The sequence below is a fragment of the Paraburkholderia graminis genome, from assembly GCF_003330785.1.
Classification (GTDB): Bacteria; Pseudomonadota; Gammaproteobacteria; order Burkholderiales; family Burkholderiaceae; genus Paraburkholderia; species Paraburkholderia graminis.
The window spans coordinates 909,576-923,570 of sequence record NZ_CP024935.1 but is presented as its reverse complement, the minus strand read 5'-3'; the positions used below and the strand labels follow the sequence as shown (position 1 = coordinate 923,570).

Genomic DNA, 13,995 nt, shown 5'->3' with positions numbered 1-13,995 from the left:
GCCCGCTACGTTAAAAACTCACAGCGAAGCCGATCGAAACGCCGTGCACGTTGTGCCCGAAAACATACCTTGCGATCAACCGTGTGCGGGTAATGACAACGGGATACCTGCTGCTATCGAGTTCAAGTCCCACACCCAATGACGTCAGGTCGTTGAATCCGAGCACGCCCGCGCTGTCCCCGAAATAGTGCGAATAGGCAGTTTCGAGCACGTAGCGCACGGGCCGGTCCAGCGCGTGCCAACCGGTAGGCGCGCGCCAGCGGGCCCACAGGCTGAACTGCTGCGCGGTCGCCGAACCCTGCACCGCCTCGGACGAGCCACCGAAGCTGCGAAGATAGATATCCGTCGCACGAAGTTCGACGTCGATTTCATAGTTCTCCCGATAGTGCTCGTAATCGAGCATGAGCGAGCCACCATAGCCGTATGCGTCGAGTGAGCCGTTGTCGAGAAACTGCAGATTGCTGTCCGTGACGCGATTGATAACCGTCTGCCCTACCCTCAGATCGCTCGAAACGCGCCCGATGGTGCCGTTCAGTATCGGCCGAAAAACCAGCTCGTCTGTGATGTGGAAGTCCCACCCGATGCCCGCCGTCGTGCTGAACGTGTTCCAGCGCGTCGGCAGCGGCCGCTGTTGCGCGCCATCCGTGGCGACGAATGTCGGATCGTAGCGGCTATACGCCAGCGTGCCTTCCAGATACAAAGGAAATGACTTGCTGAGCGTGAAGCCACCGCCCAGTTGTGTCTGGCCGAATCCGGGATTGCCAGTGGTGCCGCTATTGATCGAAAGCGAACTGGTGGTCACATCGGGTACTGTCGTGTAGCTCATGACGGCGAGTACCGCATCTGCGTGCCGTTTCACGTTACCGCCTACAACGGCGCGGCTCGACAGCGCATCCGGCGCGACCTGCGCGCGGGACTGCAAGGAGATCACAATCAGGACGATACCCGCGCACGTTATCGCCCTACTGTTCGCACTGCTGCGCCGCGCGCGCAACTGGTTTGAAGCCGACTTCATGGCTGTGCTGCGCATACGCACTCCAGTTCGTATCGGCACCTCTCGGGCCGGCGGTACATTTCAGACATCGTCATGAAAAATCCGCCAATCGCCCGTGAAGCCATTCAATGAATGAACGGCGACCGTGTCACGCTCTCGCAATTGCCCCGAGCGCCGCATCGATTAACGAAGCGTAGCGGCTCGTGGTGAATAAAACTTCGCGATCTGCCGCATGAAATCGGCAAATGATGTCGGCATTAAGGTTCCAACATCCCGGGGATGTTCTAAGATTGTATTAAGCACTATTTCGTGTTCAGCATAGTATCTGCAATTCACCGTCGTTCACAACCGGCCCGATTATTTCGGACACCTTCTTACCATCCCGAAGGAGCGGCCATGTTCCTGTGGAATCAACGATGGAGCACGGCGCTATGCCGGTGGTCACTGGTCGCCCTGACCGTCGCCATGACGACAGGTATCGCGCATGCGCAAAACGACGCTGCACCGCCAACGCCGCCCTTCAAGCCCGAAGAAATAGAGGCGCTGGTCGCGCCGATCGCTCTCTATCCGGACTCGGTGCTGTCGCAGGTGCTCATGGCCTCCACGTATCCGCTCGAGATCGTGCACGCGGCGCGCTGGGTCAAATCCAATCCGAAAGTCAAGGGCGACGCCGCCGTGAAAGCCGTCGAGAATCAGCCGTGGGATGTCAGCGTTAAATCGATGGTTGCCTTCCCGCAAATTCTCGAGCCGATGAACGACAAGCTCGACTGGACGCAGAAACTCGGCGACGCATTCCTGGCGCAGCAGAAAGACGTACTCGATGCCGTTCAGAGACTCCGCGCCCGCGCCAAGGAATCGGGCAACCTGAAGTCGAACGAACAGCAGAACGTCGTGGTGGAGCAGGCGCCCGCCGGTGGGCAAACCATCGTCAAAATCGAGCCTTCGAACCCACAGGTCATTTACGTACCCGCGTATAACCCGACTGTCGTCTACGGCTCGTGGAGCTACCCGACTTATCCGCCGACCTACTGGCCGCCCTACCCAGCCTACTACCCGGGCGGCGCGCTGATGACCGGCTTCGCATGGGGCGTCGGGCTGGCGGCCGCGGGTGCGATCTTCGGAAATTGCAACTGGGGAGGCGGCGACGTCAACATCAACGTCAACAAGGCCGCCAACATCGACCGCAACTTCGATCGCACCAAGGTCCAGGGCGGCGGACGCTGGCAGCACGACGGCAGCCATCGCCAGGGCGTCGCGTATCGCGACAATGCCACTCGCGACAAGTATTCGCGCAACGTCGGTGGGGCCGAGGGGCGTAACGACTTTCGCGGCCGCGACTCCGGCAACGGCGCACGTGCCAATACTGCCGACCGTGCGAACGCAGGCGATCGAGGCCGAACCGGCGACCGCACGAACGCGGGTAATCGTGATTCGGCAGCGGACAGATCGAATGCGGGTAATCGTGATTCGGTAGCCGACAGGTCGAATGCAGGCAATCGCGGAGGAACAGCGGACAGGTCGAACGCAGGCGATCGCGGCGGCGTCTCGAACCGCCCGAGTACCGGCGAAGTGTCCCGCGCCAGCGACCGCGCAGGCGGCACAGGCGGCGGCGTAGGCGCAGGCAGCGCAGGCGGTGCTGCCGGCGGAGGGCGCGACAATGCCTTCCAGGGCGTAGGCGCGGGCGGCGCAACTCAGCGCAGCGCCGATCGCGGGCGTTCCAGCATGCAAAGCTCGAACTTCAGCCGCCCGAGCGGCGGAGGCGGAGGCGGAGGTGGCATGCGCGCGGGCGGTGGACGCGGTGGAAGACGTTAGGGAGACCACAACATGTCATCGATGTCACGAAGCCGGCGGCTCACCGCAAACAGCGCGTTGCGCATCTTCACGTTTGCATGTGCAATGGCTCTGGGCGGATTGCCCTCGGCGCATGCGGAGCAAGACTTCCGTTCTCCCGATGCCGCGATGAACGCATTGGGCGAAGCGGTCAGCCGCAACGAAGAGACGGCACTGCAATCCATTCTGGGTCAGAACTTCCGCACGCTCATTCCACCCGTCGGCGCCGAGATCCGCAGCCGCTTTCTCGATGAATGGGCTCAGTCGCATACAGTGCAGCAGATCGACGATCGACACGCGCGCATTGCGGTCGGCACCGACAACTGGACCTTTCCCATCCCACTCGTGAAGCGGACAACAGGATGGCAGTTCGACATGAAGGCGGGCGCCGAAGAAATGCGGGAACGCCGGATCGGCCGCAACGAACTTGCCGTCATCCAGACGATGCTTGCTATCTATGACGCTCAGCATGACTACGCGCTCACGGACCACGATGGCGACGGCCTGCTTTCCTATGCGTCGAAGCTCGCGAGTTCGCCCGGAAGACAGGACGGCCTCTACTGGCCGACGCAGGCAAACACGCCGGCCAGCCCGTTGGGACCCGCGTTCATTCAGGCGCGCGCACGTCAGTCAGCGGATGCCGGTTATCACGGCTACCAATACAGGCTGCTGACCTCGCAAGGACCGCACGCACCAGGCGGTGCTTACGACTATCTCGCACATGGCAAGCTCTATGGCGGCTTTGCTGTCATCGCGTGGCCCGTGCGATACGGCGACACGGGTATCAAAAGCTTCATGGTCAGTCACGCGGGCCAGGTCTACGAGCGTGACCTGGGTCCGGACAGCGCGGCCAAAGCGAAGGCGATGACGTCGTTCGATCCCGGACCCGGCTGGGCAGAAGTGCAGCCACAGCGTTGATAATCAGCCGGACCTGGCGTTCGGCCGCCACAATCGTCAGGCCCCGCTCTGTCGAGCAAATTGCGCGATACGTCGCGTGACTGGCGCAGCCGCCGCACAGCCTGGCGACGCATTGCCGGCTTCTGTTCGCCGCAACGCTCGTGAATGCACAGCACACCAGGCCGACGCATTTCCTATTGAGGCGCGCTCGTCTGAATGGCCGCAGCAATCTCGCGGCTCACGCCGCCGAGCGCCCGGTCGCTGGCCGACACCAGAGCCTCGTAACCCGGCGTGCTCATCTCCTCACGCACAAGCGACTTTCCGGCAAGGGGCACGGCTTTGCCCGGGGGCAGCACAGTCCACAGCGCCTCGATCGTGACCGATTCGCCCAGCATCGCATCGAAACGCATCACGTCCACCCGCACGCGCCATGTACGCGTTGCATCCAGACCGGTATCGAAGATCGACGCCCGTTGAGATCCAAGCAGCGTCGCCAGGTTGCCGGCGACCGCACGCGCGATGCCGCCCTTGAGCGGCTGCCCCCAGCGGGCAAACTCGTCGAGCGTCACCTGGTTACTACCGAGGCGCGTCACGATCTGCGGCCTGTCCAGTATGTCCGGCACGGTGACCGGACTCACCACCACGTTCACCGGCGTGGCCGGCGTAAGCGGCCCGAGCGTGCGGTCAGGGCCGAGCGTGTAGAAGCTCGCCGTAGCCGACCTGCCGCACGCGCCGAGCAGCGAGCCTGCGAGCACCGGCAGCACGATTAGTGCGGCTAACATCGCGACGATAAACAAAGGCCCGCGTCTCATGGCTGATCCTCCCGCTTGCCGCGCACCAGCGCCTCGGGGTGGCGCTCGAGGTAATCCGCGAGCGTGCGCACGGCGGCCGCCGTTTGCGCGAGCTGGTTCATCGCGTCGCCGACATTCTGCTGCAGCGCCGAGTCCGGCTGCAGCGCGCCGTTCGCGGAAGTCATGGTTCCCTGGGCTGCGGTCAACGCGTCTCTCGCTGACGGAACCACGTCCTTGTCGACATGCGTAAGCAGCGAATTCGCGCTTTGCAGGGTTGCTTGCGCGTTCTTGCCGATTGCTTCGAACGGAATGGTGTTCAGTTTCGCCACGAGCCGCGACATGGAATCCTGAAGCGACTGCAGCGTGTTGGGAACGGTCGGGTATTGAGGTGGATTTTTGTTCCAGTCTATTTTGCTCTTCGGGGCATCGGGGAAGAAGTCCACTGCGAGGTAGCGCTGCCCGGTCAGCAGATTGCCGGTTCTCAATTGCAGGCGCAGGCCCTTGGAAACGAGGTAATCGGCGAAATCGCGCGTGTTCTTCACCACTGGCCCGCCCGTCGGTCCACTCTCATAACGGTTCGTGAAGCGTTCGGGATAGAAGGCGACCTCCACCACGATACTGAGCTTTCTCGCCTCGCGGTCGAACCGGGTATAGATGCCGCTCACCTCGCCGATCGTGATGCCGCGAAAATCGAGCGGCGCGCCGACCGTCAATCCACGCACCGAGTCGTCGAACTCGGCGACGAACCGGGTGACAATGCGGTCTTGCCGCTTCATGGCTTCGCCGAGGTTCTCGAACAGCGTGAACGATGCGCCGGCCGCGGCCGGCGGCTCGTTAAGCGAATGCTCGAGCGTGTCGAAAGCGACGCCGCCCACCAGGATCGACACGAGCGATTGCGTGTTGATCTTCACGCCGTTGGTGTCCAATGCAATGTCCACGCCGCTCGCATGCCAGAAGCGCGTATCGGGTCTCACGAACTTGTCGTACGGTGCATTGACGAACACGTGCAAGGTCACGCTTCTGCCATCCGGATCGAGAGCGAAGGAGGTGATCTGTCCCACCTGCAACCTGCGGTAAAAGATTGGCGTGCCGGCATCCACCGAGCCCATGTCCTTGCTTTTGAGCACGAAAGCGCGCCCTGGAATATCGCTTGCGATGACGGGCGGCGTCTCGAGCCCGGTGAATTGCTGGCGCGCCTTGGGCGAACCTCCCGCATCCATTCCGACGAACGAACCGGAGAGCAGCGTCCCAAGGCCCGATACCGTGCCGCCGGAAATGCGCGGGCGCACGACCCAGAAACGCGTGTCGTCGACGAGCAGATCGGACGCGTCCTTCACGACCTCGGCGGTCGCGATCACATGCTTGTGGTCTCTCGACAAACTGACTTCCTTGACGACGCCGATATCGACATCGCGGTATTTGATCCTGGTCTTGCCCGCCTCCAGTCCTTCGCCAGTGATGAATGTGATGGCAATCTTCGGCCCCTCGTCGAGAACCGCCTTCACGGCCAGCCATCCGCCGATCAGCACGGCGACGATCGGCACGAGCCATACGACTTGCAGCCGCCAGCGTGCGCGCGGCGCAGCCACGGCCTCCGGAAGATCCGGCAGCTCAGGTGTGTTTCCGGATTCCGGCATGATCTTGCGTGGCCTCGTCCCAGATCAGACGCGGGTCTAACGACATGGCGGCGAACATGGTCAGTACGACGACCGCGCCGAACGCGACGGCGGCCGGTCCTGCCTGGATCGTGGCCAGCGCCTTGAACTGGACAAGAGCGACCAGCATGGTGATGACGTAGATATCGAGCATCGACCACCGTCCGACCAGTTCGACCACCCGATAGATGCGCGCGCGCTGTTCGGGATTCCAGCGCGAATGAAACTGTATCGAGAGTGAGAGAAATGCGATCGCCAGTATCTTCAGCATCGGCACCGCGATGCTCGCGATGAACACCACGAGCGCGAGCAACCACGAGCCCGATGTCCAGAGATAAACGACGCCGCTCATGATGGTGTCTTTCGCGGCCCCGAAAAGCGAACTCGTGTACATGACCGGCAGCACGTTGGCGGGAACGTACAGCACCATTGCAGCGAATAGAAACGCCCAGGTGCGCGCGAGGCTGTCCTGCTTGCGACGATGCACCGAGGCTCCGCAGCGCGGACACGACAGCTCGTGCGCATGGGCGGGCGCCCTCGCAAGCAGGCCGCAGTCGTGACATTGCACCAGCCCGCACTCGGCCGCGCTCAGCCAGCCGCGCAGCACGGAACGCTCGCCGGACGCGTTGCTGCCGCCCTGCTCCAGCGCACCGATGCGCAGCCACAGGCTGCGTGGATCGAAGGCCGCGCCCACCGCGGCGAGCGTCAGCGTGAGCGCGCCGAACGACCACAGGCCGATGCCCGGAACGACGCTGGCAATGTGGGAAAGCTTGACGAGCGCGACCAGCAGTCCAAGGATCAGCACCTCGATCATGCCCCACGGCTGAACCAGACGGGACAGCCGGAACACAACGCCGGCGGCCCACGGCACACGATTCAAACGCAACGGCACGAGCAACCACAGCACCGTAGCAATGTGCAGGATGGGCGTGAGAATGGTGGTGGCGAAAACGAGCCCGGCGATCGGCCACATTCCGTCCCTGTACAGCACGCGGACCGAGCCGATCAGCGTGGTGTTGACCAGCGTGCCGTTCACCGAAAGCCCCACGATCGGAAACGAGTTGGCGATCACGAGCAAAACGGTCGCGCCTAACGAGAGCGCGAACGCGCGGCCCAGCCAGTCAGCCCGATTGCGGTAAAGCTCGCCATGACAGCGCCGGCACCGGAGCACGCCGCCTTCGGGAACACCTGCATCCCGTTGCAGCAGGTCGCATTCGTGACAGGCGAGAAGAGTGGCGCGCGTCATCGTTGGGCCTCGGCTGCCGGCACGCCCGCTATCGGCTGCTGGACGGCGGGCGGCTGCGTCAGTTCCTGCGCCTTGATAACCCAGCCGCCGCCCATTGCCTTGTACAGATTCACGAACGACGTCAACTGGACGCCTTGCGTCTGCGTGTAGCTCAACTGCGCGTTGAAGAGACTCCGCTCTGCGTCGAGCACCTCGATGTAACTCGTATATCCGCCTTCGTAGCGCAGCCGCGCGAGGTGTGCGTACATGGCGAGCGCGTTCACCTGATCGCCCTGCACGCTCAGTTGTTCGCCCGACTTTTGCAGGTTGATGAGCGCATCCGAGACTTCCTGGAACGCGACCTGAATCGCCTTTCGGTAGGCGAAAAGTGCTTCCTGTTGCCGTGCCTCCGCCTGATGCACTTGCCCTTCGATATTGCCGGCCGTGAAGATCGGCAACGACACCGCACCGGCGAACGACCATATGCGCGCGGGTCCGGAAAACAGGCTGGCGAAGTCGGTGCTGAGCGAGCCGAACAGCCCGGTCAGCGAAATCGACGGGAAATACAGCGCACGCGCCGCGCCGATCAGCGCATTTTGTGCGACCAGATTCTGCTCGGCCTGCAGCAGATCGGGGCGGCGTTCGAGCAGATCGGACGGCAGACCGGACGGGATTGTCGGCGCGGCCAGCGCATCGAGATCGTGGCCGCGCACGATCGGTTCGGGATTGCGTCCCAGCAGCACGGCGAGCGCATCCTCCTGCACCGCAATCTGCGCCTCGAGTTGCGGAAGCGTCGCGCGGGCCGCCTGATATTCGGACTGGCTCTGCGCCAGTTCCAGTTGCGATACCTCGCCGCCCTTGAAGCGCAACGTGAATACGTTGACCGAGTCGGCGCGGCTCTGCACGGTCGCTTTGGCAATGTCCAACTGTTTGTCGAGGCTGCGCAGATTGATGTAGGACGAAGCGACGGAAGCCACGAGAGAAAGAATCGTCCCGCGGCGGCCCTCTTCGCTCGCGAGCAGATTCGCGCGCGCGGCTTCGCTTTGACGCCTGATTTTGCCGAACAGATCGATTTCCCACGACGCCGACACGCTCGCATCGACCTGGTTATAGACGGCGCCGACACCGGCCGGCAGCGGCACCGCGCCGCTCTGCGACGCGCGCTGGCGCGACGCATCGAAGTTGGCTCCCACTTGCGGAAAGAGCCCGGAGCGAGTCGTCACGAACTGACCGCGAAATTCTTCGACGCGCGCAGCGGCGATCTTGACGTCCAGGTTATCGGCGAGCGCCGCGGCGATCAGTTCGTTCAGAACGGGGTCCTGAAACTGCTCCCACCAGACGGTGTTCGCGGTCTCGGCGGTTTGTTCCATGCTGAAGCGGAACGTGGCCGGCACCTCGGTTTTTGGCCGCTCGTAGTTCGGCCCGAGCAGACAGCCGTAGAGGCTGGTCAGCACAAGAACCGCGAGCAGGCGCTCGAATGCCGGTCCACGCATGTCAGTCGTCCTCGTGCCTGGCTGAAGGCGTGGCGTTGGGCGCACCGGGACCGCCCGCAGCGGGCACCACGGGCACCACAGGCGTTACGGGCACCGGGGTGCCGGCGTCCGCCCCCGGCTTGGTCTTCGGTCCGCTCTTGCGTGACGACCACGATTCGAGCACGTAATAGAACATTGGGATGAAGAACACAGCGATGACGGTTGCGCCCAGCATTCCGCCGATCACGCCGGTGCCGATCGAATGCCGGCTGTTCGCCGACGCGCCCACCGCGATGGCGAGCGGAACGCAGCCGAGAATGAACGCGAGCGAGGTCATGACGATCGGGCGCAGCCGCTCTTCGGACGCGCGCACGGTCGCATCCAGGACCGACGCGCCCGCCTCCCGGTTGATCACCGCGAACTCGAAGATGAGAATCGCATTCTTCGCCGCGAGCGCGACCAGCATGGTGAGACCGATCTGGAAATAGATGTCGTTTTCGAGGCCGCGCATCATGATCGCGAGGAATGCCCCGAACAGCGCAAACGGAACCGCCATCAGCACGCCGACCGGCAGCGACCACTTTTCGTACTGGGCGGCGAGGATCAGGAACACCATGATCAGGCCGAAGATGAACACCGCGCCGGAGGTCCCGCCGGACTTGCGTGCTTCATAAGCCTCACCGCTCCACGCTACGCCGTAGCCGGCGGGCATCTGCGCGGCGAGTTCTTCCAGCGTGCTGATCACCTGGCCCGAGCTGTAGCCGGGTGCCGCATTCGCCGTGACCAGAACCGCTGGGAAATTGTTGAAACGGGTCAGCAGATCCGGACCCGTGACGTATCGGTAAGTCGCGACCGCCCTCAAAGGAATCATCGATCCGCTCTTGCCGCGCACGAAGATTTGATCCAGGTCCTGAGGCCTGAGGCGGTATACCGGATCAGCCTGCAAGATGACCTGCCACAGCCGGCTGGAGCGGTTGAATTGCGAGACATAGAGGGAGCCGAACATCGTCTGCATGGAGCTGTAAATGTCTTCAATCGGCACGCCGAGCGTCTGCGCCCTCTCACGGTCCACCTCGACCAGCAACTGCTGCGACGAAGCGTTGAACGTCGTCGTCACGCGCGAAAGTTCGGGGCGCTTGCGCGCCTGCTCGATGAATTGCTGAACGACGCCGGCGAGCTGATCAATCGTCGCGTCGCCCTTGCTCTGTATCCAGACTTCGGTTCCGCCCGTTGTGCCGAGGCCTGGAATGGATGGCGGATTGACCGGAATGACGAGCCCGGCCGTCACTTTCGACAAGGTCCGGTAAGCGTCCGTCAGCACCGCTTTTGCGTTTTGCGTGCTGCGGTTCGCGCGCGTGTAGCGCTCGTCGAAACCCTTCAGGCCGACGAAAAAGGTGCTGGCGTTATTCTTGTTCTGCACATCCAGCAAGCTGTAACCGTCGACCGTGGTGATGCTGCCGACCGCCTCCTGCTTCATGAAGTACTCGGTAACCTGGTCGGATACGGAGGCCGTGCGATCCAGGCTCGCGGCATCGGGCAACTGGACCGCGCCGAGCAGATAGCCCTGGTCCTCGGGCGGCAGGAACGCACCCGGAATCGCTTTAACGATCACCACGGTCAGCGCGATCATCCCCACAAAGATCAGCAAGCCTAGTACGAAACGCTTGATGATGAACTGGATCGCGCGCGAGTAGCCGCTTGTCATTCGCGCGAATGCATTCTCGAACCAGCGAAAAAAACCCTTCTTCTCCTTGTGCGTGCTCTTGAGCAGCACCGCGGCCAGCGCCGGCGACAAGGTCAGTGCCACGAGACCGGAGATGACCACCGAGATCGCAATCGTGATAGCGAACTGCTTGTATAACTGACCGGTGATTCCGCTCACGAACGCCACTGGCACGAACACCGCGCACAGCACGAGCACGATCGCGATGACCGGTCCCGCGACCTCGTCCATCGCCGCCTTGGCAGCTTCTTTCGGAGGAAGCTTGTGGACCGTCATGTTGCGCTCGACGTTCTCGATCACCACGATCGCGTCGTCAACCACGATGCCAATCGCGAGCACCATCCCGAAGAGCGTCAGCATGTTGATCGAGAAACCCAGCAGCGCCATGCCCATGCACGTCCCGACAATCGAAATCGGCACTGCCAGCACCGGGATGAGCGTCGCGCGAAGACTTTGCAGGAAGATGTACACGACGATCACGACCAGCACCAGCGCTTCGAAAAACGTGTGGATCACGTCGGAGATGGACGCTCGCGTGAACTCCGTTGTATCCATCGCGATGTCGTATTTGATGCCCTCCGGGAACGACTTGCTGAGTTCCGCAAGACTCGCACGCACCTGCTTCGACACATCGAGCGCGTTTGCGCCGGGTTGCTGATAAACCGCGATGATCGTGGCGGGCTTGCCCTGGAAACGGCTGCGGATCGAATAGTCTTTTTGCCCGAGTTCGGCCCTGCCTACGTCCTTCAGCCGCACGATCGCCGAACCTTCGCTGGCCGCGCGCAGGATGATGTTTTCGAACTGCGCCGGCTCGGCGAGACGGCCGCTTGTCGTCACCGCGAAAGACTGTTCGACGGGCGATCCCGTAGGCGACTGCCCGATGCGGCCGACCGCGAACTGCTGGTTCTGGTTCTGCACCGCGGTTTGCACATCGGTCGCCGTGATCGCGAGCTGCGCCATGCGGTCGGGCTTTAGCCACACTCGCATCGCGTAGTCAGGCGTACCGAAGATGCTCGACTGGTTGGCGCCGGGAATGCGCTTCAGTGCATCGAGCACATAGATGTTCGCGTAGTTCGCGATATACGTGCTGTTAAAGCGCTGATCCGGCGAATAGATGGCGATGACCATCATGAATGCCGACGACTTCTTCTGCACCTGGACGCCCTGCGCCTGAACCGACTGCGGCAGTTGCGGCAGTGCCAGGTTCACGCGGTTCTGTACGTCGACCTGCGCGAGTTGCGGATTGGTGCCGATTTCGAAGAACGCGTTAATGGTCAGATTGCCGGTCGACGAACTCGACGAGTTCATGTAAATCATGTTGTCCGCGCCGTTCACCTGCTGCTCGATCGGTGCGGCCACATTGTTGGCGACAACATCGGCGCTCGCTCCCGGATAGGTGGCGGAGATCGTGATCTGCGGCGGCGTGATATCCGGATACTGGGCGACGGGCAATGAGAACATCGTCAACGCGCCGCCCAGCGTGATGACGATGGAGATCACGGACGCGAAGATCGGCCGGTCGATGCAGTAGTGGGAAATACTCATCGTTGCCGTCCTTTATTGCGTGCCGCCGGCGCTTGTCGGCCGCTGGACGATTTTTAGCGGCACGCCGGCCGTCACGCGGATCGCGCCGTCGACGACGACACGCTCGCCGGCCTTCAGTCCGTCTGTGATGAACCAGTCATCGCCTTGCCATTCACCGACTTCGACGACCCGCTGATGGCCCTTCGATTCGTTGTCCACGACCCACAGAAAGTGGCTCTTCGAGCCTTGCAGCACCGCGCGCTGAGGCACGAGAATCGCGTTGGGCCGGATCGCGCCGGCCACGCGCGCGCGCACGAATTGTCCGGGACGCAGGACGGACTTCGCATTGTCGAACACGGCCCGCACGAGGAAGGTTCCCGTCTCCGTGCTGAAAGCAGGATTGGCAAAGTCGATCGAGCCTTGCTCCGGATACACCCCGCCGTCGGCCAGGACCAGCGACACCGTGAAGCCGTTATTCGGAGGGAAGCGCAGACGTCCGGTGGCAATCTGATCGCGGTATCTCAGCATTTCATTCTCGGAGATGCTGAAGTTGACCCACATCGGGTCCAACTGATAGACGGTCGTCAGCAATCCCGATTGCGTCGCCGTGACGTAGCTGCCATCCTGTTGCCGCGCGAAGCTCGACAGGCCGGTCAGCGGCGATTTGATCGTCGTATAGCTGAGGTTCAGGTTCGCGGTGTCCACTTCGCCTTTGGCGGCGATAACCGCCGCGGCGGCTTGCGCTTCGCCGCCGACCGCGTCGTCGAGATCTTTTTTGCTCAACGCGTTCTGCGCCACCAGCGGTTGTACGCGCGCCAGATTGGCCTTTGCCACCTGGTGCCGCGCCTGCTGCTGCGCCAGTTGACCTTTTGCGGTACGCAGCGCGGCCTCGAACGGCTTCGGGTCCATCAGAAACATGGTCTGCCCGGTCTTCACCAGCGAGCCCTCGACGTACGCGCGCCGATCGAGAAAGCCGTCGACCCGCGCGCGTATCTGAACTTCGCGCGAGCTCTCTGTCTGCGCGGTGAATTCAAACTGCACAGGCGTGTCGCGCGGCGTCACCGTCATCACAGTGACTTCGGGCGCACTGGGTTGCGGCAATGCCTCGCTCTTGCCGCAGCCCGCGACGAGCGCGAGCAGCGCAAGAGCCAGCATCGACATCAGCAACGGGATCAGCAACTGCCGCAGTGTCGACTGCGAATGCCGGATAGGCCCAGCATCGTCGGGCGTGCCCGTCAGCGCTCGAGAAAGACGCACCGGCAGCCCTGGCAGCAAGCAGGTAACGGAGGCAGTATTCATCGCATGCTCCGGCTAAATGCGTCCGGGGTCTTTATCACCGTATTCTCCGGATGGCGTCAGCGCGGCTGACGGCTGCGGGAATTCCAGTTTGGTCATCGCGCAAAGGCAGGGCAATGGGACTTTGGTCTCATATCGCGGCGCGCGCGCCTCTGCGTAGCAGACGCGGCAACAGCGGCGTCAGGGCGTGAGCGGAATGCCCAGCGCCATCTGGACCGTGCGGATCAGGACCGAACCGTTGAATGGTTTGCGCAAATAGCCGACTGCGCCTGCGGCCAGAACCTGCTCCCGCACGGCGGCATCGTCGTGAGCCGTTATGATGACGACGCGAATCAGACTTCCCGCCAGCCGGCGCTGCACATCGAGCCCGCTGATGCCGGGCATCTGAACGTCGAGAACCGCGCAGCCAGGACGGAATGACGGAACCGACGACAGCCTGTCGAGGAACTGTTCCCCTGTGGTAAAGACCTCGGCCTCCATGCCAACCGACCTCAGCAGGCGCTTGATCGCCCTTCCGACCGACTCTTCATCGTCGACCACGGCCGTTGTTGGTGTGGCATTACCCATATGGTGTGTCGGACCTTTCAG

General features: G+C 62.7%; 10 protein-coding genes. 2 read left to right on the top strand and 8 right to left on the bottom strand.

Annotation, left to right across the window (positions count from 1 at the left end; genetic code table 11):
- Positions 1–10: 10 nt before the first annotated feature.
- The gene (locus tag CUJ91_RS22385; protein WP_029965760.1) at positions 11–1,030 is read right to left on the bottom strand and encodes a hypothetical protein; all 1,020 of its coding nucleotides are present in this window, start codon (positions 1,028–1,030) and stop codon (positions 11–13) included.
- Positions 1,031–1,390: 360 nt separating this feature from the next.
- Here CUJ91_RS22385 and CUJ91_RS22380 point away from each other — a divergent pair, with 360 nt between their 5' ends.
- Entirely contained in the window at positions 1,391–2,806 is a 1,416-nt protein-coding gene (locus CUJ91_RS22380; protein WP_114157164.1) for a DUF3300 domain-containing protein, read from the top strand.
- Between the two features lie 12 nt (positions 2,807–2,818).
- Positions 2,819–3,742, top strand: coding sequence for a DUF2950 domain-containing protein (locus tag CUJ91_RS22375; RefSeq protein ID WP_114157162.1), 924 nt, complete (start codon positions 2,819–2,821; stop codon positions 3,740–3,742).
- Positions 3,743–3,915: 173 nt separating this feature from the next.
- Here CUJ91_RS22375 and CUJ91_RS22370 read toward each other — a convergent pair whose 3' ends face one another.
- The 7 genes from CUJ91_RS22370 to CUJ91_RS22340 all read right to left on the bottom strand — a co-directional run bounded on the left by CUJ91_RS22370 (position 3,916) and on the right by CUJ91_RS22340 (position 13,974).
- Positions 3,916–4,533, bottom strand: coding sequence for a PqiC family protein (locus CUJ91_RS22370; RefSeq protein WP_006046783.1), 618 nt, complete (start codon positions 4,531–4,533; stop codon positions 3,916–3,918).
- The gene (locus CUJ91_RS22365; RefSeq protein WP_029965767.1) at positions 4,530–6,149 is read right to left on the bottom strand and encodes a PqiB family protein; all 1,620 of its coding nucleotides are present in this window, start codon (positions 6,147–6,149) and stop codon (positions 4,530–4,532) included. Before CUJ91_RS22365 ends, CUJ91_RS22370 begins: the two co-directional genes overlap by 4 nt.
- Positions 6,124–7,413, bottom strand: coding sequence for a paraquat-inducible protein A (locus CUJ91_RS22360; protein WP_053859234.1), 1,290 nt, complete (start codon positions 7,411–7,413; stop codon positions 6,124–6,126). Before CUJ91_RS22360 ends, CUJ91_RS22365 begins: the two co-directional genes overlap by 26 nt.
- Positions 7,410–8,885 carry an efflux transporter outer membrane subunit gene (locus CUJ91_RS22355; RefSeq protein ID WP_006046780.1) on the bottom strand — a complete coding sequence of 492 codons (1,476 nt, stop codon included), beginning with the start codon at positions 8,883–8,885 and terminating at the stop codon, positions 7,410–7,412. The genes CUJ91_RS22360 and CUJ91_RS22355 overlap by 4 nt, the downstream gene beginning before the upstream one ends.
- 1 nt (position 8,886) lies before the next feature.
- On the bottom strand, positions 8,887–12,132 hold the full coding sequence (locus CUJ91_RS22350; RefSeq protein ID WP_006046779.1) for an efflux RND transporter permease subunit: 3,246 nt from the start codon (positions 12,130–12,132) through the stop codon (positions 8,887–8,889).
- Positions 12,133–12,144: 12 nt separating this feature from the next.
- The gene (locus CUJ91_RS22345; RefSeq protein WP_006046778.1) at positions 12,145–13,410 is read right to left on the bottom strand and encodes an efflux RND transporter periplasmic adaptor subunit; all 1,266 of its coding nucleotides are present in this window, start codon (positions 13,408–13,410) and stop codon (positions 12,145–12,147) included.
- Positions 13,411–13,587: 177 nt separating this feature from the next.
- Complete coding sequence (locus CUJ91_RS22340; RefSeq protein ID WP_029965773.1) at positions 13,588–13,974, bottom strand: response regulator transcription factor; 387 nt, start codon at positions 13,972–13,974, stop codon at positions 13,588–13,590.
- Positions 13,975–13,995 lie beyond the last annotated feature (21 nt).